This is a genomic window from Streptomyces sp. AJS327, assembly GCF_013450295.1.
Lineage (GTDB): Bacteria > Actinomycetota > Actinomycetes > Streptomycetales > Streptomycetaceae > Streptomyces.
In genome coordinates this window covers 1,396,603-1,418,404 of sequence record NZ_SKBR01000001.1, presented here as the reverse complement: position 1 = coordinate 1,418,404, position 21,802 = coordinate 1,396,603, and the positions used below count along the sequence as shown (strand labels likewise).

Here is a 21,802-nt window from a genome sequence, read left to right as displayed (position 1 = left end):
CGGGCCGGCGGGCGGCTCAGCCCGCGGTGACCGTGACCTTGACGCTGAGGAGCGCTCCGCCGGGCGCGGTGAGCCACAGCCGGTAGCTGCCGGTACCGCTGTCCGCGTGGAGCGGCGGCAGGGTGACTACGCCCTTGGCGTTCGTCGTCAGGCCCTTGAGCGTGCGGGTGTGCTTGCCGTCCTCGTCCTTGAAGTAGGGCGCGGCGCCGAGGCCGGTGATCCGGGCCGACACCGGCACGTCGGCGGCGGCCTCGCCGCGGTGCTCGGCCCGCGCCGCCACCCGCTCCTCGAAGGTCTCGCCGGCGGCGGCCTCCAGCGGGGTGTCCGAGGTGCGCTGGAGACGGTCCGCGACCGGGTCCGGGGCGGCCTCGACGGTCGCGGTGAACTCCACCGCGCGCAGCTTCTCCTGCCCGGGCACGGTCGCCAGCACGGTGAAGGTGCCGGCCTTCCCGCCCGCCCTCAGGACCGGGGCCTTCGCGGTGCCGTCCTCGCCGGTGCGGACCGTGACCTCGGTGGCCTTCTCGGGGAAGCGCGCCTCGGTCTCGCCCCGCACCGCGAACCGCACGCCGACGTCCGCCGCCGCCTTGCCGCCGGTGGTGGTGACCCGGACGGTGGGGCGCTCCTCGAAGCTCTCCCCGGTGGTCGCGGTGATCTTCGCGGGGCCGACGCGCTCGACGGCCGTGGGGTCGGTGGGGCTCGGGGTGGGCGTCGGTGTCGGTGTGGGGGTCGGTGAGGGGTTCGGCGACGGGCTCTCGCCCTTGCCGCCTCCCGGCCGCTCCCCACCGGGCTTCTCGGCGCCCGGCTTCTCGCCCTCTCCGCCCTTGTCTCCCTTGCCGCCGTCTCCGGAGGCGCCGCCGCGCTTGCCCGGGCCGCGCTCGCCGGAGCCCCCGGCGTCCGTGCCGTTCTTGTGGCCCGCGCCCGGCGACGTGGGCAACTGGCCCTTGCCGTCCGGCACTTCGTGGACGCCGTCGCGGTAGAAGGCGTACCAGGCGAGCACGGTGCGCAGGTAGGCGCGCGAGTTGTTGTAGCTCAGAATGGCGCGATTCAGGTCGGCGGTGGCGCTCAGATCGCGACCGTCGGCGCAGAGGTAGCGGCCCGCGGCGAGCGCCGCGTCGTGGATGTTGTTGGGGTCCCGGGCGCCGTCGCCGTTGCCGTCCGCGCCCCAGCGGTCCCAGGTGGACGGGATGAACTGGAGGGGGCCGACCGCCCGGTCGTAGGTGCGGTCGCCATCCCACCGGCCGTTGTCGGTGTCGGTGATCTCGGCGAAGCCCTGGCCGTTCAGCACGGGGCCGAGGATCGGCCTGAGGGTGGTGCCGTCCCGGTCGAGCGCGCCACCGCGCGCCTGCCCGGACTCGACCTTGCCGATCGCCGCCAGCAGCTCCCAGCGCAGACCGCAGCCCGGTGACGCGGAGTTGAGCGAGGCGGCGGCCTTCTTGTACGCGGCCAGCACGGAGGCGGGCACGCCCGCCTCGGCGCGGCCCTTGTCCTTCGGCTCACCGGGCTGCTTCGGCGCCTTGGGCGACTTCAGCGGGGGCAGGTCGGTGTGGTACGCGTCGTCCCCGGGGGTGGGCCGCTCGCGGAAGGCGCTGCCCTCCCGGCCCGGTTCGTCGTCCCCGTGCGGTGCGCCGAGTTCGACCCCGGGGGCCTGGGACGCGGTGAGCGCGGCCATCGCCACGGCCGCGACGGCGGTGCCGCCGAGTCCTCTGCGGAGCCTGCCACGCCCTCCGGGTTCCACGGCGGGTGCCTGTCCGGTGCCGGATGCGTTCTTGTCAGCTGCGTGCTTGCCGCGATAACGCGCCATCTGCCACAACCGTCCTCTCCCCTGCGGACGCCAACAGTCGTGACCCTACGACACGTCCTGGCCCCAAGTCATGGTGAAGCCGCCGTTGCCGGAGCAGACCGGGCCTTTCTGGCAACCCTCGGCAGATACGGCGCCCCGGCCCGGGACGGACCTGCCCGGCGACCGCGGCCGCCGTCGCCGCCCGCCCGGCCGCGCGGCGTTCCGGAGGCCGGGCGTCGCCGACGACGGCTCAGTGCGCCGCGGAGTCCCAGTCGAGGCCGGAGCCGACCGAGACGTCCAGCGGGGCGCGCAGTTCGACGGCGTCGGCCATCTCCCGGCGCACCAGCTCCTCGACCGCCTCCCGCTCCCCCGGGGCCACTTCGAGCACGATCTCGTCGTGTACCTGGAGGAGCATCCGGGAGGCGAGCCCCTCCGCGGCCAGCGCCTCCCCGACGCGCAGCATCGCGACCTTCACGATGTCCGCCGCGGTGCCCTGGATCGGGGCGTTCAGCGCCATCCGCTCGGCCATGTCCCGCCGTTGGCGGTTGTCGCTGTTCAGGTCGGGGAGGTACCGGCGGCGGCCCATGATGGTCTGGGTGTAGCCGATGGCCCGCGCCTCCTCCACCACGTGCTGGAGGTAGTCGCGGACGCCGCCGAAGCGCTCGAAGAAGGTGTCCATCAGACGGCGGGCCTCGTCCGGGGAGATGGACAGCTGCTGGGAGAGACCGAAGGCGGACAGTCCGTAGGCGAGGCCGTACGACATCGCCTTGATCTTCCGGCGCATCTCCGGGTCGACCTCGGTCTTCTCCACGCCGAAGACCTGCGAGGCGACCGTGGTGTGCAGGTCCTCACCGGAGGTGAAGGCGCCGATCAGCCCGTCGTCCTGGGAGAGGTGGGCCATGACCCGCAGTTCGATCTGGCTGTAGTCGGCGGTGAGCAGCGACTCGTACCCCTCGCCCACCCGGAAGCCCCGCCGGATCGCCCGGCCCTCGTCCGTACGGACCGGGATGTTCTGGAGGTTGGGATCGGTGGAGGAGAGCCGGCCGGTCGCGGCGACGGTCTGGTTGAAGCTGGTGTGGATACGGCCGTCCGGCGCGATCGTCTTGATCAGGCCCTCGACCGTGGTCCGCAGCTTCTGCTGCTCCCGGTACCGCAGCATGATCACCGGGAGTTCGTGCTCGGTCTGCCCGGCGAGCCAGGCCAGGGCGTCCGCGTCGGTGGTGTACCCGGTCTTGGTCCGCTTGGTCTTCGGCAGGCCCAGCTCCCCGAACAGCACCTCCTGGAGCTGCTTGGGGGAACCGAGGTTGAACTCGTGTCCCACCGCGGCGTGCGCCTCGCGTACCGCCTGCTCCACGGCGTCCGCGAACTGCCGCTCCAGCGCGGCGAGATGGTCGCGGTCGGCGGCGATCCCGGCCCGCTCCATCTCGGCGAGCAGCGCGGAGGTCGGCAGCTCCAGATCGCGCAGCAGCTCGGCGGCGCCGACCTGCTCCAGCCGGGACTCGAACGCCTCACCCAGGTCGAGGACGGCGCGGGCCTCCCCCATCAGCGCGTCGGCCGCGGCCTCCTCCTCGACGCCGAGCGCGAGCTGACCGTCCTCGGCCGGGGGCGGGCCCAGCTCGCGGCCTAGGTACTCCACGGAGAGGGCGTCCAGCGCGAAGGAGCGGCGGCCGGGCTTGTCCAGGTACGCGGCGAGCGCGGTGTCCATCCGGACGCCCGCCACGCTCCAGCCGTGTTCGCCGAAGGCGCGCATCAGCGACTTGGCGTCGTGCATCACCTTCTCGCGCTCGGCGTCCGCCAGCCACGCGGCGAAGGCCCGCTCGTCCGTCTCGTCCAGCGCGGACGGGTCGAAGGAGGCGGCCGGTCCCTCGGCGGTGGCCAGCGCGATCTCGCTGACGCCCTCCCGCGCTGAGGCGGCGCCGGAGCGCTTCGGGCCGCCGGCGGACTGGCCGACACTGGAGACGCCGAGCCGGGCGGAGCCGTGGCGCTCCAGCCAGGGGGCGACCTCGCCGGTGCCGAGCACCGCGCCGTCCACCGCGACGCCCTCGGCGGGCTCCCGCTCCGCCTCGACCCCGCCGGGGTCGGCGGCGAACAGCCGGTCGCGGAAGTTCTGGTGGCGGAACTCCAGGGCGTCCAGGATCACGGCGAGCGCCTGCTGGTCGTAAGGCTCCCGGGCGAGCTGGGCGGGGCGGAGCGGCAGCTCGACGTCCCGCACCAGCTCGGTCAGGCGACGGTTGAGCCGGACCGACTCCAGGTGGTCGCGGAAGTTCTGGCCCGCCTTGCCCTTCACCTCGTCCGCGTGCTCGGCGAGCGCGGCGAAGGAGCCGTACTGGCTGATCCACTTGGCGGCGGTCTTCTCCCCGACGCCGGGGATGCCGGGGAGGTTGTCCGAGGGGTCGCCGCGCAGCGCGGCGTAGTCCGGGTACTGCTCGGGCGAGAGGCCGTACTTCTCGTGCACCTTCTCGGGGGTGTAGCGGGTCAGCTCGGAGACGCCCTTGGTGGGGTAGAGCACCGTGACGTCGTCGGTGACCAGCTGGAAGGCGTCGCGGTCCCCGGTGACGATGGAGACCTCGAAGCCCTCGGCCGCCGCCTGGGTGGCGAGGGTGGCGATGACGTCGTCCGCCTCGAAGCCCTCGATGGCGAAGCGCGGCACCCGCATCGCGTCGAGCAGCTCGCCGATGAGTTCCACCTGGCCCCGGAACTCGTCCGGGGTCTTGGAGCGGTTCGCCTTGTACTCGGTGAACTCGGCGGAGCGCCAGGTCTTGCGGGACACGTCGAAGGCGACAGCGAAGTGGGTGGGCGCCTCGTCGCGCAGCGTGTTCGCCAGCATCGAGGTGAAGCCGTAGATCGCGTTCGTCGGCTGGCCCGTGATCGTGGAGAAGTTCTCCGCGGGCAGCGCGAAGAACGCGCGGTAGGCGAGGGAGTGCCCGTCCATCAGGAGGAGCCGCGGGGCTCCGGGGGTCTTCGGGGACGCTGTCTCGTGCGATGCCTTCTTAGCCACGTGCCGCATCCTCCCACGCGCCACCGACACTCCCCCGGCGCGCGCCACCGCCGGGCCCGTACCGCTCCGCCCGCGCCCGGGACGGCACGGGTGAGCGCGGCAACGGAAGCGGGACGGAGCGGAAGCGGGACGGGGGAACGGAACGGGGGCCGGCGGCAACCCGGGGGGAACCGGGAGAACCGAGCAAAACGGGATAATCCGGGTCGAGCCGGGAGTTCGAGGAGACCGGGGAGGAGCCTTCCCGGGCGGCTCATGGCAGCATCGTCATATGACGCGTAAGCCGCCTTCCAGCGATCCCCGACAGGACACCCCCGAGGTCAGCGCCCCGGAGCGGGCCGCGGCCGGGCTTCCGGCCATCGGCCACGCCCTGCGCATGGCCCAGCAGCAGATGGGTTCGCGGCGTACGGCGCTGACCCTGCTGCGGGTCAACCAGAAGAAGGGGTTCGACTGTCCGGGCTGCGCCTGGCCGGAGGGCGAGAAGCGGCACACCGCGGAGTTCTGCGAGAACGGTGCGAAGGCCGTCGCGGAGGAGGCGACGCTGCGCCGCGTCACCCCGGAGTTCTTCGCCGAGCACCCGGTGTCGGACCTGGCGGAGCGGTCGGGGTACTGGCTGGGGCAGCAGGGCAGGCTGACGCGTCCGATGTACCTGCCGGAGGGCGCCTCGCACTACGAACCGGTGTCCTGGGAGCGCGCGTTCGACATCATCGCGGAGGACCTGGGGGCGCTCGGCTCCCCGGACGAGGCGGTGTTCTACACCTCGGGCCGCACCAGCAACGAGGCCGCCTTCCTCTACCAGCTCTTCGCCCGGGAGTTCGGCACCAACAACCTGCCGGACTGTAGCAACATGTGCCACGAGTCCTCGGGGTCGGCGCTGACCGAGACCATCGGGGTGGGCAAGGGCAGCGTGCTGCTGGAGGACCTCCAGAAGGCGGACCTGATCATCGTCGCCGGGCAGAACCCCGGTACGAACCACCCCCGGATGCTCTCCGCGCTGGAGGAGGCGAAGCGCGGCGGCACCCGGATCATCACGGTCAACCCGCTGCCCGAGGCCGGGATGGAACGCTTCCGCAACCCGCAGAACGCCCGCGGCCTGGCGGGGGGCGGCACCCCGCTGACGGACCTGTTCCTCCAGGTGCGGCTCGGCGGGGACCAGGCGCTCTTCCGGGCGCTGAACCAGTTGATCCTCCAGACCGAGGGAGCGACGGACGAGGAGTTCGTCCGGGAGTACACCCACGGGTTCGAGGAGTTCGCCGCGGCGGCGAGGGCGACCTCCTGGGAGGAGACGCTCGCGGCGACGGGCCTGAGCCGCGAGGAGATCGAGCGGGCGCTGGAGATGGTGCTGGAGTCCCGGCGCGTCGTGGTGTGCTGGGCGATGGGGCTCACGCAGCACAAGCACTCGGTTCCGACCATCCGCGAGGTCGTCAACTTCCTTCTGCTGCGCGGCAACATCGGCCGTCCGGGCGCCGGGGTGTGCCCGGTGCGCGGCCACAGCAACGTGCAGGGCGACCGCACCATGGGGATCTTCGAGCGCCCCGACCCCGCGTTCCTGGACGCGCTGGAGGCCGAGTTCGGGTTCGCCCCGCCGCGTGAGCACGGCTTCGACGTGGTCCGGGCGATCCGCGCCCTCCGGGACGGCCAGGCGGGGGTGTTCTTCGCGATGGGCGGCAACTTCGTGGCCGCCAGTCCGGACACGGAGGTGACGGAGGACGCGATGCGCCGTGCCCGGCTCACCGTCCACGTGTCGACGAAGCTCAACCGCTCGCACTGTGTCACCGGGGCGCGGGCGCTGATCCTGCCGACGCTCGGGCGGACCGAGCGCGACACGAGCGGCGGGGTGGAGCAGTTCGTCACCGTCGAGGACTCCATGGGCATGGTGCACGCCTCGCGGGGGCGTCTCGCCCCGGCGAGCGAGGAGCTGATCTCCGAGACGGCCATCGTCTGCCGGATGGCCCGGCGGGTGCTCGGCTCCGGTTCGCGCACCCCGTGGGAGGAGTTCGAGCGGGACTACGGGCTGATCCGGGACCGGGTCGCCCGCGTCATCCCCGGCTTCGAGGACTTCAACGCCCGCGTGGCCCGTCCCGGCGGCTTCACCCTGCCGCACGCCCCGCGCGACGGGCGGGACTTCCCCACCGCCACCGGCAAGGCGAACTTCACCGCGGCCCCGGTGGAGTACCCGCGCCTGCCCGAGGGGCGGCTGCTGTTGCAGACGCTGCGCTCGCACGACCAGTACAACACCACGATCTACGGGCTGGACGACCGCTACCGGGGGATCAAGAACGGCCGCCGGGTGGTGCTGATCCACCCCGAGGACGCCGCCGCGCTGGGCTTGGCCGACGGCTCGTACGCGGACCTCACCAGCGAGTGGCCGGGCCCGGACGGCGCGGACGGCGTCCCGACGGAGCGCACGGCCCCCGGTTTCCGGGTGGTGCACTACCCGACCGCGCGCGGCTGCGCGGCGGCCTACTACCCGGAGACGAACGTGCTGGTGCCGCTCGACGCGACAGCGGACGTCAGCAACACCCCGGCGAGCAAGTCGGTGGTGATCCGCGTCACCCCCGCATGATCATGAGGCCGGGACCTGGTAGGTCTTGGTAGACGTCGGGAGAAGCGCGAGCAGTTGACGACAGCGCTGCGTACGGCCGCGTACGACAGCCACGGACCAAAGGCGATCGGAGCCGCTGCCCATGGGCGAACAGTCCGAGATCAAGTTCCCCCCGGAGCTGTCCGGGACCACCTTCCCATCGGAGGTCCTGGAGAGGTGGAGCGAGGTCGGCGCGGATCTGCCGGCGCTGTTCTCCGCCGGGCAGTTGGGGGCTCGGATGGGGCTCCGGATCCTGGAGGCGTCTCCGGACCGGGTCGTCGGCACCCTGCCGGTCGAGGGCAACACCCAGCCCTACGGTCTGCTGCACGGCGGCGCCTCGGCGGTGCTCGCGGAGACCCTGGGCTCGATCGGCGCGATGCTGCACGGCGGGCCGCAGAAGTACGCGGTCGGCGTGGACCTCAACTGCACGCACCACCGGGGGCTGCGCTCCGGGCTGGTGACGGGCGTGGCGACGCCCTCCTACCGGGGCCGTTCGGCCGCCACGTACGACGTCGTCATCTCCGACGAGCGGGACAAGCGGATCTGCACGGCCCGGCTCACCTGCATGCTCCGCCCGGGGCAGCCCGCGATGCCGGACCCGGAGGCCGGAGCCCCCTCCGCCTCCTGACCGGTCCCCGGCGTCGGGTGCCGCGCGGCTCCCGACGGGGATCGTCCCCCGGCGCCCGCGCGCGGGCACCCCGGCGGCGGCGAACTCCCGCCCGTCGGCGGGCACTTCACACGCACCCTCCCCTCGTGGCCCCAGCCACGGCGGGAGGGTGCGCCGCTGTCCGGGCGGCGCCCGCGGGGGCGGCTGACGGGCGGTGAGCGGACGCCTGACGGCCGGTCAGGTGGGGCGACGCGCGGACGGACCGCGACCGGGCGGACCGCGCCGTGGGCACTCCGCCCGCCATCCCGTACTCCCCAACGTCCGTTCCCCCAGGGCGAGTTCGGAGGCGCCCTGGGGAGGCACCCCCGCGTCGGGCGGCGCGGCGCGGGAGACTCGCCGCGCACCCGCCCGTGGCGGCTCCGGCGCGCCCGCCCCGTGACCGATTTCCGCCGGTCACCGCAGTCAGCCGGTTCCGGTTCCGGGCCGCCGCGCGTCACAATGCGTAATGTCCGTCCGGGGTGAGACTCCTGGCCGGATTTGACATTCCCACCCCCCTCCCTCAACAGGAAGCGATCACGCACGCTATGCGGACGCGGTGCGTGATCAGAAGAGTCCCCTCCGTATACCAACTGCGGCTTCTCACCGGAAAATCGTCCGCTCCACGGGCGACAGGACCGCCGTGATGCCCGAACACGGGGGTCATAACAAGAGAGTCACATCATTCACTCGACGTCTGCCCGTCCCGACTCCGCAGCAATAGAGTCACCGCCAGTCACCGCGCTCCGGGTCCGCCGGGGCCTCCCGCGTCTGTGCGGGACTTCGCGGCCGCACCGGTTCGCACCATTTCGTACGCCCCGGAACGGCCCCGAGCGCGATCCGGCCGCACGTAACTGACGGCCGTGCCTGGGGAAAGGACTGATCGTGCGTCACCGTTCCTTGTTCACACTCACCGCACTTGCCACGGTAGGTGCCCTCACACTGTCCGCGTGCGGTTCACGCGACGAAGGGGGAAGCGGTGACAGCGGCGAGAAGAAGACCGTCGTCATCGGGCTCGACTCCCCGCTGACCGGCGATCTCTCCGCGCTGGGGCTGGGTATCAAGAACTCGGCCGAACTTGCGGTCAAGGTCGCGAACAAGGAGAACGAGGTCGATGGCATCGAGTTCAAGCTGAAGGCGCTCGACGACCAGGGCCAGGCCGGTACCGGCCAGCAGAACGCCACCAAGCTGGTGGCGGACGAGGAGGTCTACGCGGCGGTCGGCCCGCTCAACTCGCACGTGGGCCAGTCGATGCAGAAGGTCTTCGCCAACGCCAACATGGCGCAGGTCTCGCCCGCCAACACCGCGCCCCAGCTGTCGCAGGGGCCGGACTGGCAGAAGGGCAAGAAGGAGCGCCTCTTCGAGAACTACTTCCGCACGTCCACCACGGACGCGGTGCAGGGGCCGTTCGCCGCCCGGTACCTGTACGAGAAGAAGAAGTTCACCAAGGGCTACATCATCGATGACAAGAAGACCTACGGCGCGGGTCTGGCCGGGACCTTCACCAAGGAGTTCAAGCGGCTCGGCGGGAAGGTCGTCGGCAGCGACAACGTGAACCCGGAGGACCGGGACTTCTCGGCCGTCGCCACCAAGGTCGCCAACTCCAAGGCCGACTTCGTCTACATAGGCAGCGAGTACCCGACGGGCGCCCCGCTGGCCGCGCAGATCAAGAAGGCGGGCGGGAAGATGCCCACCGTCGGCGGCGACGCGCTGTTCAGCGCCGAGTACGTCAACCTGCACAAGAAGAAGTCCGAGGGCGACATGGCCACCTCGGTCGGCGCCCCGCTGGAGACCCTCGACACCGCGCGCGAGTTCATGAAGAACTACAAGGCCGAGGGGTACAAGGAGGCCTACGAGGCCTACGGCGGCTACTCGTACGACAGCGCCTGGGCCATCATCCAGGCCGTGAAGGAGGTCGTCGAGAAGAACGACGGCGAGCTGCCGGGCGACCACCAGGAGGCCCGGAAGCAGATCGCCGAGGCCGTCCAGGACGTGAAGTTCGAGGGCGTGACCGGCACCGTCGGCTTCGACAAGTACGGCGACACCCTGAACAAGCAGCTGACCGTCTACGAGGTCAAGGGCGGCAAGCACAAGCCCGTCGAGACCGGCACGTTCAAGGAGAACTGAACCCACCGCCTTCCGTCCCCCTGACCGCGCTGCGCGGGGGCGCCAACAGCGCCCCCGCGCAGTCGTATCCGACACTTCTCCGGAGGAACCCCGGTGCACGATCTGCCGGATCAGCTGGCGAACGGCCTGGCGCTCGGCGCGCTCTACGGACTCATCGCTATCGGTTACACGATGGTCTACGGCATCGTTCAGCTCATCAACTTCGCCCACGGCGAGATATTCATGATCGGGGGCTTCGGCGCCCTCACCGCCTGGCTCATCCTTCCCGAGGGGACCGGGCTGGCACTCGCGCTGCCCCTCATGATCCTGTTCGCCGTCACCTGCTCGGTACTGGTCGCGGTGGGGGCGGAACGCTTCGCCTACCGGCCGCTGCGCGGCGGGCCCCGCCTCTCCCCGCTGATCACCGCGATCGGCCTGTCCCTCGCGCTCCAGCAGGCGGTCTGGGCCTTCTACCCGGACGCCAAGAAGGCCCGTCCGTTCCCGCAGTTCGGCGGCGCGGACATCAACCTGGGGTTCGTGCACATCCCCCGGGAGGACCTGTTCATCTTCATCGCGGCGCCGGTCTGCATGATCGCGCTCGGCTTCTTCGTCTCCAAGACGCGGACCGGCCGGGCGATGCAGGCCACCTCGCAGGACCCGGACACCGCCAAGCTGATGGGCGTCAACACCGACCGCATCATCGTCATGGCGTTCGCCATCGGCGCGGCCTTCGCCGCGATCGCCGCGATCGCGCAGGGCTTCAAGACCGGTGAAGTGCAGTTCCGCATGGGCTTCATCGCCGGTCTCAAGGCGTTCACCGCGGCGGTGCTGGGTGGCATCGGGAACATCTACGGCGCCATGGTCGGCGGGCTCGCACTGGGCGTCGCCGAGGCCATGGCCATCGCGTACATCGGGGACATCCCGGGCATGGAGCAGTTCGGTGGCGGGTCCTGGAAGGACATGTGGGCCTTCATCCTGCTCATCCTGGTGCTGCTGATCCGGCCACAGGGCATCCTCGGCGCACGCGTCACGGATCGGGCGTGATAGCGATGACCACGGACAGCACCACGATCACCGAGTCCGGCCGGGTACCCGGCGTCCTTCCGCTCTCCGCCCGCGCGGCGCGAGCGACCACCGGCGTCGGCGCGGTCATCGCCTTCGCCAGCACCTTCCTCCCGTGGACCTGGACCACCGCGTTCCCGGGGAACCTCACCGTCACCGCCTACCCCGGCGGGCTCCAGCTGCTGACCCTGACCGGCGCGGTGCTCACCGTCGCGCTGCTGCTGGCCGCGGCCGGCACGCGGGGGCTGCGCTGGCTGACCCCTGGCGGCCCGCACAGCGCGATCCTGCTGGTCGCGCTGGGGACGTTCGCCACCACCGGTTACACCGCGGGCGCCATCTCCGTCGAACTGGGCGGGCTGGTCAACCTGGAGCCCGGCGCCTACGTGGCGGTGGGCGGCGCGCTGATCGCGCTGGTCGGCGCGCTGGGACTCCCGGCCGACCTGCCGGCCGAGGGGGACGGGGGCCAACCCGCCGGAGTCTGGGGGCGGTTCCGCCACTCCCTCCGGGCGCCCCAGCCCGACGGCGCGCGGGAGCTGCCCTCCTGGGCGGAGATCCTGATCATCTGCGCCTCCTGCGCGATCGCGCTGTACGTCTTCGCGTACGGCATCGAGGCCGAGGACGGTCCGCCCTTCATCGGCTTCCTGGTCTTCGCCGCCTTCGGCGCCCCGGCGCTGGGCCGCGCGGGGCTCACCCGGCGGCTGTCCGGGCTGGCCGCCAAGCACCGCAACGTGACGCTGGCGGCGGCCTTCGTCGCCGCGATGATGTTCCCGTTCACGCAGGCCAACGAGGCGTACACCAGCATCGCCGTCAGCGTGCTGATCTTCGCCACGGTCTCGCTCGGGCTGAACATGGTGGTCGGCCTCGCGGGCATCCTCGACCTCGGCTACGTGGCCTTCCTCGGCGTCGGCGCGTACACCGCGGCGCTGGTGTCCGGGGCCCCGACCTCCGCGTTCGACGTGCAGTTCCCGTTCTGGGCGGCGGTACTGACGGGCGCGGCCGTGGCCCTGGTATTCGGGCTCATCATCGGCTTCCCCTCGCTGCGGCTGCACGGCGACTACCTCGCCATCGTCACCCTGGGCTTCGGTGAGATCTTCCGGATCGCGATGCAGAACCTGGACGGCGACTCGGGCCCGAACGTGACCAACGGCCCGAACGGCATCCCGAACATCCCGGACCTGGAGCTGTTCGGCTTCAACTTCGGTGAGACGCACACGGTGTTCGGGTTCGAGCTGGGCCGGTTCGCCAACTACTACCTGCTGATGCTGCTGTTCACCGCGATCGTGGTGACCATCTTCCGGCGGTCGGACAACTCCCGGATCGGCCGGGCCTGGCTGGCGATCCGGGAGGACGAGACGGCCGCGCGCGCCATGGGGGTCAACGCGTTCCGGCTCAAGCTGATGGCCTTCGCGCTCGGCGCGACCCTGGCCGGTATGGCGGGGACGGTGCTGGCGCACGTCGAGTTCTCGGTGAACCCGGAGTCGTACAAGTTCGTCCACTCGGCGCCGCCGAACTCCGCGTTCCTGCTGATCGCGGTGATCCTGGGCGGGATGGGCACGGTCAGCGGACCGCTGATCGGCGCCGCGCTGCTCTACCTGATCCCGGCCAAGTTGCAGTTCATGGCCGACTACCAGCTGCTGCTCTTCGGTATCGCGCTCGTGCTGCTGATGCGCTTCCGCCCGGAGGGTCTGGTGGCCGACCGGCGCAAGCAGCTGGAGTTCCACGCTCCGCCACCGGGTTCGACCGGCGGCGGGCCCAGCGTCCTCAGCAAGACGGAGGCGTGAGAAGAGATGACGACCACGACCACCACACCGGAGCCGGGTGCCCCGGCGGGCGGCGGCGCCACCGTGCTGGACGCCACCGGCGTGACCATGCGCTTCGGCGGGCTGACGGCGGTGCACGACGTCGACCTGACCGTGGGCGCCGGGGAGATCGTCGGGCTGATCGGGCCGAACGGCGCGGGCAAGACGACCTTCTTCAACTGCCTCACCGGGCTGTACGTCCCGACCGAGGGGACGGTCCGCTACCGGGGCACGGTGCTGCCGCACCGCTCGCACCTGGTCACCCAGGCGGGCATCGCCCGGACGTTCCAGAACATCCGGCTGTTCGCCAACATGACCGTGCTGGAGAACGTCCTCGTCGGACGGCACACCCGGACCAACGAGGGGCTGTTCTCCGCGCTGCTGCGCGGCCCGGGCTTCCGCCGGGCGGAGCGCGAGTCGGAGGAACGGGCCATGGAACTCCTGGAGTTCACCGGCCTCGCGAGCAAGCGGGACCACCTCGCGCGCAACCTCCCCTACGGCGAGCAGCGCAAGCTGGAGATCGCCCGAGCGCTGGCCAGCGACCCGGGACTGCTGCTGCTCGACGAGCCGACGGCCGGGATGACCGGCGCGGAGACCACGGCCACCCGGGAACTCGTCCTCTCCATCCGGGAGCAGGGCACCGCGGTGCTCGTCATCGAGCACGACATGCGGTTCATCTTCAACCTCTGTGACCGGGTCGCGGTCCTGGTGCAGGGCGAGAAGCTGATCGAGGGGACACCCGCGGTCGTGCAGAGGGACGAGCGGGTGGTGGCCGCCTATCTGGGCACCCCCTTCGAGGGCGAGCCGGGGGCCGAGGAGGCCGAGGAGGTCCGCGCCGCCGAGGAAAGGGCGCACGGCTCCGAGCCCTCGGACGGTCGGGGGACGCCGGGCCGGGACGCGAAGGACGGGACGGCCGCCCCGGAAGGAGACGATCACTGATGGCGCTGCTCGAAGTGGAGAACCTGCGGGTCGCCTACGGCAAGATCGAGGCCGTCAAGGGCATCTCGTTCCAGGTCGAGGAGGGCCACGTCGTCACCCTGATCGGGACGAACGGCGCGGGCAAGACCACCACGCTGCGGACGCTCTCCGGCCTGCTGAAGCCGGTCGCCGGGAAGGTCACCTTCAACGGCGAGGTGCTGAACGGGGTGGGCGCGCACAAGGTCGTCGCCAAGGGCCTCGCGCACTCCCCGGAGGGCCGGCGGATCTTCCCCCGGCTCACCATCGAGGAGAACCTGCTGCTGGGCGCGTTCCTGCGGAAGGACAGCGCGGAGATCGACCGGGACGTGGAGTGGTCCTACGAGCTGTTCCCGATCCTCGGCTCCCGCCGCAGGCAGCAGGCCGGCACGCTCTCCGGTGGTGAGCAGCAGATGCTGGCGATGGCGCGGGCCCTGATGTCCCGTCCGAAGCTGCTGATGCTGGACGAGCCGTCGATGGGCCTCTCCCCGATCATGATGCAGAAGATCATGGAGACCATCAGCGAGCTGAAGTCACAGGGCACCACGATCCTGCTGGTCGAGCAGAACGCGCAGGCCGCGCTCTCGCTCGCGGACCACGGGCACGTGATGGAGATCGGCGAGATCGCGCTCTCCGGAACCGGCGAGGAGTTGCTGCACGACGAGTCGGTGCGCAAGGCCTACCTCGGCGAGGACTGACGCCCGGGCGGTCCCGGAACCAGGCCGCGGCCCCCGTTCCCACCGGGAACGGGGGCCGCGGCGTGGGTGGCTCAGGCGTCGTCGCGCTGCTGCCGCTTCTCCTCGGAGTCGGCGATCACGGCCTCCGCGACCTGCCGCATGGAGAGCCGCCGGTCCATGGAGGTCTTCTGGATCCACCGGAACGCGGCGGGCTCGGTCAGTCCGTACTCGGTCTGGAGGACGGACTTGGCGCGGTCGACGAGCTTCCGCGTCTCCAGCCGCTGGGTGAGGTCGGCGACCTCCGACTCCAGCGCCCGCAGTTCGGTGAAGCGGGAGACCGCCATCTCGATGGCCGGGACCACGTCACTCTTGCTGAACGGCTTGACGAGGTAGGCCATGGCCCCGGCGTCCCGCGCCCGCTCGACCAGCTCGCGCTGGGAGAAGGCGGTCAGCATCAGCACCGGCGCGATGCTCTCGGCCGCGACGCTCTCGGCGGCCGAGATCCCGTCGAGCACCGGCATCTTCACGTCGAAGATGCACAGGTCGGGGCGGTGTTCGCGGGCCAGCTCGACCGCCCGCTGGCCGTCGCCCGCCTCACCGACGACGGTGTAGCCCTCCTCCTCCAGCATCTCCTTGAGATCCATCCGGATCAGCGCCTCGTCCTCGGCGATCACGACGCGGGTGGTGTGCGGGGGCACGTGCGCGCTGGCCTCGTCGGCGCCGTCCGCCTCCTGGGCGGTCCTGAGGTCCTGGGGGGTGGGGGGCTCGGGCTCTTCCGCGGTGCTCACTGTGATCCTCGTAGCTCCTGGTATTCACACCGGATGGGAACACGAGCTTACCTAGATCCTGTAAGGTGGCCTTACAGCGGGTGCCCGCTGACCTTCCTTTCGAAGGTTGCCCCGGTAGTCCAACGGCAGAGACGATGGCCTCAAAAACCATAAAGTGTGGGTTCGAATCCCACCCGGGGCACTTTACCTTCGATTCCTAGATCGCGACTCCTTTCGTCGCCCCCGCGCGCCCACCCCACGCCGCCGGACCACTCCCCACATGTCCCGTTTGCTCGACCAACTCGGGCCCGTCGTGGACGAGTTCAGGACGTCCCCGGAGAGCCGGACCGGGCACCGCACGCAATCATCCCTTCGGGCGAACAGCCGGGCAAAACCGCCGAAGCCCCCGCTTCACGGCCCTACGTTGGGTGCGCCTCTGCCCCCGCCGGACCGGTATCCCCACCGTCCGTCACGCGTCAGCGAAAGAGCCACCCATGCCCGCGCCCCCCGATCCCGCCTGCCCGCTCGCCGGTGGAGCCAGCGGCCCCGCCGCGCTCCGCCCGCTGGTCGACACGGTGCTCGACGCCCTCGCCGACGGCGCCGCCACCCGCTGTGGACCGCTGCCGCGCGGCGGACCGGCCCGCACCGCCGCCCGGCTCCGCGCCACCGTCGACCACGTCCTCCCGGAGCGGGGCACCGGCGCCCACGAGGCGCTCTACAGCCTGGTCCACGCGCTGGCCGAGGGCGCCGCCGACCCGGCCGACCCGCAGTGCGCCGCCCATCTCCACTGCCCGCCACTCGCCGTCGCCACCGCCGCCGACCTCGCCGCGAGCGCGCTCAACCCCTCGCTGGACTCCTGGGACCAGGCCCCCGCCGCGTCCGAACTGGAGGCGCTGGTCTGCCGGGAGCTGGCGACGCTGGTCTTCGGCCCGGCCGCCGCCCGGGCCGACTCGCTCGTCACCACCGGCGGCACCGAGGCCAACCAGCTCGCCCTGCTCCTCGCCAGGGAGCGCGCCCCCGCCCCGCCGCTGGTCGTCCGTGGGGCCGCCGCCCACCACAGCGTCCACCGCGCCGCCTGGCTGCTGGGGCTGCCCGAGCCGCTGACCGTCCCCACCCCGCGCGGGGTGCTCGACCCCGCGGCGCTGGACACCGCGCTGACCGCCGCGGCGGCACCGCCCGGCTCCGTCCTCGTGGTGGCGACGGCGGGCACCACCGACACCGGGGCGGTCGACCCGCTGCCCGAGGTCGCCGAGACCGCCCGGCGGCACGGCGCGCGACTCCACGTGGACGCCGCCTACGGCGGACCGCTGCTCTTCTCCTCCCGGCTGCGGCACCGGCTCGCCGGGCTGGAACAGGCCGACACCGTCAGCTTCGACCTGCACAAGTTCGGCTGGCAGCCGGTCGCGGCCGGGCTGCTCGCGGTGCCGGACCGCGCGGCGCTCCAGCCGCTGGGCCACCGCGCCGACTACCTCAGCGCCGAGGACGACGTGGACGCGGGCCTGCCCGACCTGCTCGGCCGCTCCCTGCGGACCACCCGCCGCCCGGACGTCCTCAAACTGGCCGTCACCCTACGGGCGTTGGGCCGGTCCGGGGTCGGCGCCCTGGTCGAGCGGGCCTGCGAGGCCGCCGGCTGGCTGGCCGACCTGGTCCGCGCCGACCCGCACTGGGAGCTGCGCGGCGAACCCGGCCTCTCCACGGTGCTGTTCCGCCCCCGGGGGGCCAGCGCGCGCGAGGTCGCGGCCGTCCGCCGGCGGCTGCTGTTCGACGGCCGGGCGGTGCTCGGCCGGGCCCGGGCCGGGGACGGCCTCTGGCTGAAGGCGACCCTGCTCAACCCGCATCTGACCCGGGACGACCTGCACGCGCTGCTCAAACTGGTGCGGGACGCCGCCCCCGAGCGGGGAGCGGCGCCGGGGCCCGGCCATCCGACCGCACCGGAAGGAGTCCACCCATGACCGCGTTCGAAGGCCCCGACGCCCAGCGACGGCGGTCCGCCCCCGCGTACCCGCCGGGCGCGCCGCGCGTGCCGCCGCCCGCCGTTTCCACGACGTCCATGGCGTCCGCGGCCTCCGCGAACCCCCAGCCCGGCCCGGCCACCCAGCGGTTCGGCCGTCAGCCCGCCCCGTACGACCTGGCCGGGATCGGCGTCGGGCCGTTCAACCTCTCGCTGGCCGCCCTCGGTCAGGGGGTGCCCCGGCTGCGGCTGGCCTGCTTCGAGCGGAACCCTGCCTTCCACTGGCATCCGGGGCTGCTCATCGAGGGCAGCACGCTCCAGGTGCCGTTCCTCGCCGACCTGGTGACCATGGCGGACCCGTCCAGTCCCTGGTCGTTCCTGCGCTACCTCCGCGCCCACGACCGGCTCTTCCCGTTCTACGTCGCCGAGCGCTTCCACATCGACCGGGCCGAGTACGACGCGTACTGCCGCTGGGTCAGCGAGGGGCTCGGCGCCGCTCCCGGCGGGGACGGCACCGGTCTGCACTTCGGCCACCGGGTCGACGCGGTGCGCTGGGACCCGGAGTTCGGCGTCTTCGAGGTGGACTACACCCGTACCGGCGAGCCGGAGGACTCCCCCACCGCCACCGGCCGGGCGCACGCGCGGCACCTCGCCCTCGGCATCGGCACCGCGCCGCACGTGCCCGGGCCGCTGCGCCCGCTGGCCGAGGCGCCGGAGACCCCGGTGATCCACTCGGCGGACTACCTCAGGCACCGGGAGACGCTGCTGGCGGCGGACCACGTCACGGTGATCGGCTCCGGCCAGTCCGGCGCCGAGATCCTGCTCGACCTGCTGCGCCGCCGCCCGCGGGGCCAGGAGGGCCTGCACTGGCTGACGCGCAGCGCCGCCTTCGCGCCCATGGAGTACAGCAAGCTCGGGCTGGAGCACTTCACCCCGGACTACACCCGCTACTTCCACGGACTCTCCGAACCCGCCCGGGACGTGCTGCTCCCGCGCCAGTGGCAGCTGCACAAGGCGGTCGACCACGAGACGCTCGCCGCCATCCACGACGAGCTGTACCGCCGCACCCTCGGCGGGGGCTGGCCGGACGCGGTACTCGTCCCGGGCGTACGGGTGCGCACGGCGGGCCGGATCGGCCCGGGCCGCGTCGAACTCCACCTGGAGCACGTCGAGCAGAACGAGCGCACCACGCTGACGACGGACGCGGTGGTGCTGGCCACCGGCTACCGCGAGCGCTCCTTCGAGGAGCTGCTGCCCACGCTCGCGCCCGCGATCCTCCGGGACGCCTCCGGGCGCCCCCGGATCGACGGGCGCTACCGCCTCGTCACGGACTCCCGGGTGCGCGGCTCGATCTTCGTGCAGAACGCGGAGCGGCACACCCACGGGGTGGGCGCCCCCGACCTGGGACTCGCCGCGCACCGCAGCGCGACCATCCTCAACACCCTCTCCGGCCGGGCGGTCTACCCCCTGCCCACCCGCACCGCCTTCACCACCTTCGGGCTGCGCGGCGCCACGGGACACACCCCTCCCCCCGCCGGTCCCCCCGCCGTCCAGCCCGCCCGTACTCCGGCCGCGCCGCCTCGTACGGAGGCCGGGGCGCAGAGCTGAGGAAGCGGTCGCGGAGCCCCGCCGCGCCCGCGCCCGGCGGTGCGTCCCGGGTCCCGGCGTGATCGGCGCCCCGCCGGGCGCGGCTCTGCCACGCTGTGGCCATGACGTCCATATCCACCGGGCCCGACGCGCCCGCCCAGGAGCCCGCGAGCGGGCCGCACTCCTACGGCACCCCGGAGGTGCCGAAGCTCATGGTCAAAGGCGAGGCGGAGTTCGAGACCGACCCGGAGACCGCGCGCCTCAGCGTGACCGTCAGCTCGCGCGGACCGGACCGGCGCGGCGCGCTGGAGGACCTGAACCGGCGCAACTCCCAGGTGCTGGACCTGACGCGGGAGTACGGCGAGGCGGTGGAGAAGGTGGAGACCGGCTCCCTCACCGTACGGCCGGAGTTGAGCGACCGGGGCCGCAAGGAGCGGGTGCGCGCCCACCTCGGGACCGTGCGGCTCACGGTCACCGTCCAGGACTTCACCGTGCTCGGTGAACTGACGGGCCGCCTGGCCGACTTGGAGCTGACGACGGTCAACGGGCCGTGGTGGGGGCTGCGTCCACGCTCCGCCGCGCACCGTGAGGCACGACAGCTGGCCGTACGCGAGGCCGTGTCCCGTGGCAGGGAACTGGCGGAGGCGCTGGGCAGCGAACTGACCGCGCTGCTGGAGCTGACGGACACCGGTGGCGGCGGCACCTCCCCGCCGCCCCCGCCCGCCCCGGGGATGACACGGTCCGCGTACGCCGGGGCCCCCGAACCGGCCCCGGCCTTCGACCTGGAGCCCCAGCGGCAGACGGTCACCGCGCGGGTGAGCGCGCGCTTCGCGATCAGCCCGCCCCGCCTGTGAGCGCACCCCGATCCGTGCGCCCGAGGGGACAGCGCCCTTCCTGAACGGCACCTTCCCTGAACGGCCACCCACTCGTGCGCGGCACCCACTCGTGCGTGCGGCCCCCTCCTGACCGGTCACCCGCTGGTCCGCCTCCGGCGCGGGCCTCGTCCGCCGCCGCCCCCTTCGGGCCCGCCGCCTCGCGCGGAGGCGGCGGGCCCGGGGCCGGGCCGGTATCCGGCCCCGTACCGGGCGCGGCGGCGGGGGTTCCGGGTGCCGTCCACGACACCGGTGGCCGCCGGTGCGACGTGGGAGTGCGGTGCCGGTGTGGGCCGGTGTGACGGTAGGGGGCGGCCGGGAGGCTCCGGCGTGCTCAGAAGAGCGAGTCCTCGCCCACTTTATTAGTTGTCAACCGCCTTCTCCCGGCGGAAGGTTGCCGCATTCTCCGAGCACGGCTCCCTACCGACAGGTAAGACGTAGGCTCGGCGGCATGCGCCGAGCAAAGATCGTCAGCACGCTGGGGCCCGCCACCGACTCGTACGAGCAGATCACAGCGCTTGTCGAAGCCGGGATGGACGTCGCCCGGTTCAACATGAGCCATGGTTCGCACGCCGAACACGAGGAGCGCTACCACCGGGTGCGAAACGCCGCCGAACGGACCGGGCGCAACGTCGGCGTTCTCGCGGACCTTCAAGGCCCGAAGATCAGACTCGGTACCTTCCGGGAGGGGCCGGTACTCCTTGAACGCGGCGACACCTTTGACATCACCGTGGAGGAGTGCGCGGGGGACGGCTCGGTCTGCGGCACCACCTACCCCGGCCTGACCTCGGACGTCGGCCCCGGCGACCAGATCCTGGTGGACGACGGCCGGGTCGCTCTGGAGGTCACGGACGTCAGCCATCCGCTGGTGCGGACGGTCGTCGTGGAGGGCGGGATGGTCTCCGACCACAAGGGCCTGAACCTGCCCGGTGCCGCCGTCTCCGTCCCCGCGCTGTCCGAGAAGGACGTGGCCGACCTGCGCTGGGCGCTGCGCGTCGGCGCCGACCTCATCGCGCTCTCCTTCGTGCGCGACGGCGAGGACATCCGCGAGGTCCACCGGGTGATGGAGGAGGAGGGCCGCTATCTGCCGGTCCTCGCCAAGCTGGAGAAACCCCAGGCGGTGCGGAACCTGGAGGCCATCGTCGACGCCTTCGACGGCGTGATGGTGGCGCGGGGCGACCTCGGCGTGGAGATGCCGCTGGAGGCGGTGCCGCTGGTGCAGAAGCGCGCGATCAAGCTGTGCCGCCGGAACGCCAAGCCCGTCATCGTCGCCACGCAGATGCTGGACTCCATGATCGACGCCTCGCGGCCGACCCGCGCCGAGGCGTCGGACGTCGCCAACGCCGTGCTGGACGGCACCGACGCGGTGATGCTCTCGGGCGAGACCAGCGTCGGCGCGTATTTCCTGGAGACGGTGCGCACCATGAGCCGGATCGTGGTGGCCGCCGAGGAGGAGACGCTCGCCAAGGGCCTCCCCCCGCTGACCCGTTCCGACAAGCCCCGTACGCAGGGTGGTTCGGTGGCCCGGGCGGCGGCCGAGCTGGGTGACTTCCTCGGTGCGAAATTCCTGGTCGCCTTCACCCAGTCCGGGGACACCGTCCGCCGGCTGTCCCGGTACCGCTCGCCGATCCCGGTGCTCGCCTTCACCCCGGAACCGGCGACCCGCGCCCAGCTCAACCTCACCTGGGGAGTGGAGAGTTTCCTCGGCCCGACGGTCGAGAGCACCGACGAGATGGTTGACCAGGTGGACGAGCAGCTGCTCAAGCTGGACCGCTGCGAGAAGGGCGACCTCGTGATCATCACGGCCGGATCCCCGCCCGGCGTCCCGGGCTCCACCAATCTGGTCCGCGTCCACTACATCGGCGAGGACGACACCGCCCCGCGCCTCTGATCCGCCCCTCGCCTCTGCTCCGTCCGGCGCCCCCGCTCCGTCACGCGTCCCGGCACGGACGGCGCCGCCATCCGCGCCGCGCCCGGACGTCCTCACCCCGGAGCCCCGCGCCGCGTCCGGACACCCGCGCCCAG

Annotated in this window: 14 protein-coding genes and 1 tRNA gene; 12 read left to right on the top strand and 3 right to left on the bottom strand. The window is 72.4% G+C overall.

What is annotated here, in order from left to right; all coding sequences use genetic code 11:
* Positions 1-16: 16 nt before the first annotated feature.
* Together E0L36_RS05680 and polA are read right to left on the bottom strand one after the other, a co-directional pair.
* Entirely contained in the window at positions 17-1,801 is a 1,785-nt protein-coding gene (locus tag E0L36_RS05680; RefSeq protein WP_180927719.1) for a lytic murein transglycosylase, read from the bottom strand.
* A gap of 229 nt (positions 1,802-2,030) precedes the next feature.
* Positions 2,031-4,787 (bottom strand): DNA polymerase I, encoded by a 2,757-nt coding sequence (polA, locus tag E0L36_RS05675; RefSeq protein ID WP_180927718.1) that lies wholly within the window; start codon positions 4,785-4,787, stop codon positions 2,031-2,033.
* 259 nt (positions 4,788-5,046) lie between these two features.
* Between polA and E0L36_RS05670 the strand changes: the two genes are divergently transcribed.
* From E0L36_RS05670 to E0L36_RS05640, 7 genes are all read left to right on the top strand, one after another.
* Complete coding sequence (locus E0L36_RS05670) at positions 5,047-7,341, top strand: FdhF/YdeP family oxidoreductase (RefSeq protein WP_180927717.1); 2,295 nt, start codon at positions 5,047-5,049, stop codon at positions 7,339-7,341.
* A gap of 121 nt (positions 7,342-7,462) precedes the next feature.
* Entirely contained in the window at positions 7,463-7,987 is a 525-nt protein-coding gene (locus E0L36_RS05665; RefSeq protein WP_180927716.1) for a PaaI family thioesterase, read from the top strand.
* A gap of 900 nt (positions 7,988-8,887) precedes the next feature.
* Positions 8,888-10,129 carry a branched-chain amino acid ABC transporter substrate-binding protein gene (locus tag E0L36_RS05660; protein ID WP_180927715.1) on the top strand — a complete coding sequence of 414 codons (1,242 nt, stop codon included), beginning with the start codon at positions 8,888-8,890 and terminating at the stop codon, positions 10,127-10,129.
* A gap of 93 nt (positions 10,130-10,222) precedes the next feature.
* Positions 10,223-11,152, top strand: coding sequence for a branched-chain amino acid ABC transporter permease (locus E0L36_RS05655; protein ID WP_180927714.1), 930 nt, complete (start codon positions 10,223-10,225; stop codon positions 11,150-11,152).
* A gap of 5 nt (positions 11,153-11,157) precedes the next feature.
* Positions 11,158-12,951, top strand: coding sequence for a branched-chain amino acid ABC transporter permease (locus tag E0L36_RS05650; RefSeq protein ID WP_180928625.1), 1,794 nt, complete (start codon positions 11,158-11,160; stop codon positions 12,949-12,951).
* A 6-nt stretch (positions 12,952-12,957) separates the two neighbouring features.
* Positions 12,958-13,908: an ABC transporter ATP-binding protein gene (locus E0L36_RS05645; protein WP_180927713.1), complete on the top strand. Its 951-nt coding sequence runs from the start codon at positions 12,958-12,960 to the stop codon at positions 13,906-13,908.
* Positions 13,905-14,621, top strand: a complete 717-nt coding sequence (locus tag E0L36_RS05640; RefSeq protein ID WP_180928624.1) for an ABC transporter ATP-binding protein — start codon at positions 13,905-13,907, stop codon at positions 14,619-14,621. Before E0L36_RS05645 ends, E0L36_RS05640 begins: the two co-directional genes overlap by 4 nt.
* A 71-nt stretch (positions 14,622-14,692) precedes the next feature.
* Here the strand turns inward: E0L36_RS05640 and E0L36_RS05635 are convergent, their stop codons facing one another.
* Entirely contained in the window at positions 14,693-15,388 is a 696-nt protein-coding gene (locus tag E0L36_RS05635) for an ANTAR domain-containing response regulator (protein ID WP_374705490.1), read from the bottom strand.
* 108 nt (positions 15,389-15,496) lie between these two features.
* On the opposite strand from E0L36_RS05635, the gene E0L36_RS05630 reads away from it, so the two are divergent.
* From E0L36_RS05630 to pyk, 5 genes are all read left to right on the top strand, one after another.
* A tRNA-Leu gene (locus tag E0L36_RS05630) sits at positions 15,497-15,569 on the top strand.
* 292 nt (positions 15,570-15,861) lie between these two features.
* On the top strand, positions 15,862-17,319 hold the full coding sequence (locus E0L36_RS05625; protein ID WP_180927712.1) for an aminotransferase class V-fold PLP-dependent enzyme: 1,458 nt from the start codon (positions 15,862-15,864) through the stop codon (positions 17,317-17,319).
* 98 nt (positions 17,320-17,417) lie between these two features.
* Complete coding sequence (locus tag E0L36_RS05620) at positions 17,418-18,926, top strand: SidA/IucD/PvdA family monooxygenase (protein ID WP_180928622.1); 1,509 nt, start codon at positions 17,418-17,420, stop codon at positions 18,924-18,926.
* Between the two features lie 101 nt (positions 18,927-19,027).
* Positions 19,028-19,759, top strand: coding sequence for an SIMPL domain-containing protein (locus tag E0L36_RS05615; protein WP_180927711.1), 732 nt, complete (start codon positions 19,028-19,030; stop codon positions 19,757-19,759).
* A gap of 469 nt (positions 19,760-20,228) precedes the next feature.
* The gene (gene pyk, locus E0L36_RS05610; RefSeq protein WP_180927710.1) at positions 20,229-21,668 is read left to right on the top strand and encodes a pyruvate kinase; all 1,440 of its coding nucleotides are present in this window, start codon (positions 20,229-20,231) and stop codon (positions 21,666-21,668) included.
* Positions 21,669-21,802: the final 134 nt, after the last annotated feature.

Excerpts from the sequence above, each read along its gene's own strand:
- E0L36_RS05680 (WP_180927719.1), bottom strand. The coding sequence starts at position 1,801 with ATGGCGCGTTATCGCGGCAAGCACGCAGCTGACAAGAACGCATCCGGC.
- polA (WP_180927718.1), bottom strand. The coding sequence starts at position 4,787 with ATGCGGCACGTGGCTAAGAAGGCATCGCACGAGACAGCGTCCCCGAAG.
- E0L36_RS05670 (WP_180927717.1), top strand. The coding sequence starts at position 5,047 with ATGACGCGTAAGCCGCCTTCCAGCGATCCCCGACAGGACACCCCCGAG.
- E0L36_RS05665 (WP_180927716.1), top strand. The coding sequence starts at position 7,463 with ATGGGCGAACAGTCCGAGATCAAGTTCCCCCCGGAGCTGTCCGGGACC.
- E0L36_RS05650 (WP_180928625.1), top strand. The coding sequence starts at position 11,158 with ATGACCACGGACAGCACCACGATCACCGAGTCCGGCCGGGTACCCGGC.
- E0L36_RS05645 (WP_180927713.1), top strand. The coding sequence starts at position 12,958 with ATGACGACCACGACCACCACACCGGAGCCGGGTGCCCCGGCGGGCGGC.
- E0L36_RS05625 (WP_180927712.1), top strand. The coding sequence starts at position 15,862 with ATGCCCGCGCCCCCCGATCCCGCCTGCCCGCTCGCCGGTGGAGCCAGC.
- E0L36_RS05620 (WP_180928622.1), top strand. The coding sequence starts at position 17,418 with ATGGCGTCCGCGGCCTCCGCGAACCCCCAGCCCGGCCCGGCCACCCAG.
- E0L36_RS05615 (WP_180927711.1), top strand. The coding sequence starts at position 19,028 with ATGACGTCCATATCCACCGGGCCCGACGCGCCCGCCCAGGAGCCCGCG.
- pyk (WP_180927710.1), top strand. The coding sequence starts at position 20,229 with ATGCGCCGAGCAAAGATCGTCAGCACGCTGGGGCCCGCCACCGACTCG.